Origin of the sequence: Bradyrhizobium sp. BRP19, from assembly GCF_020194195.1 — a bacterium.
In the GTDB taxonomy this organism is placed as follows: domain Bacteria; phylum Pseudomonadota; class Alphaproteobacteria; order Rhizobiales; family Xanthobacteraceae; genus Bradyrhizobium; species Bradyrhizobium yuanmingense.
The window spans coordinates 1-384 of sequence record NZ_JADYVZ010000251.1 but is presented as its reverse complement, the minus strand read 5'-3'; the positions used below and the strand labels follow the sequence as shown (position 1 = coordinate 384).

The 384-nt window shown below is 70.3% G+C and carries 2 protein-coding genes; one reads left to right on the top strand and one right to left on the bottom strand.

Going from position 1 to position 384, the window contains the following annotated elements:
- Positions 1–244, top strand: a 244-nt coding sequence (locus tag I6F36_RS39430) for an ATP-binding protein (RefSeq protein WP_249789166.1), incomplete at its 5' end; no start/stop codon positions are given.
- Between the two features lie 29 nt (positions 245–273).
- Here the strand turns inward: I6F36_RS39430 and I6F36_RS40180 are convergent.
- Positions 274–375, bottom strand: a complete 102-nt coding sequence (locus I6F36_RS40180) for a hypothetical protein (protein ID WP_225173343.1) — start codon at positions 373–375, stop codon at positions 274–276.
- Between the last annotated feature and the right edge of the window lie 9 nt (positions 376–384).

Below are 384 nucleotides of genomic sequence, written 5' to 3'. Positions count from 1 at the left end.
CGATGCGCCTGACGGTGAAAGACGGCGGCCCGCGCATCCCCCCAGCCGGATCGCACGCGTGTTCGAGCCGTGCCTGCGCCTGAATGCCAGCCGCGATCGCCACAGCGGCGGCTTCGGTCTGGGGTTGGCGATCGTGCGGCGTATTGCGCTCGTGCATGGCGGTGACGTTCGCCTCGATGCGGCAGCGGCGGGCGGGGCGCGGTTTGCGGTGCTGCTGCCGGCGATGACGATCCCACCGCTGTAGGCGCAGCAGGTCCGGGCGTTGTAGGCGCGCTAAGCCTCGTCGCCGCCCGGTCGATGCAGAAACGCGCTCGGGCTGCTGCCGAACGCCCGGCGGAACATCGCCGAGAACGCGCTTTGGCTGTTGTAACCCAGCTCCTGTGC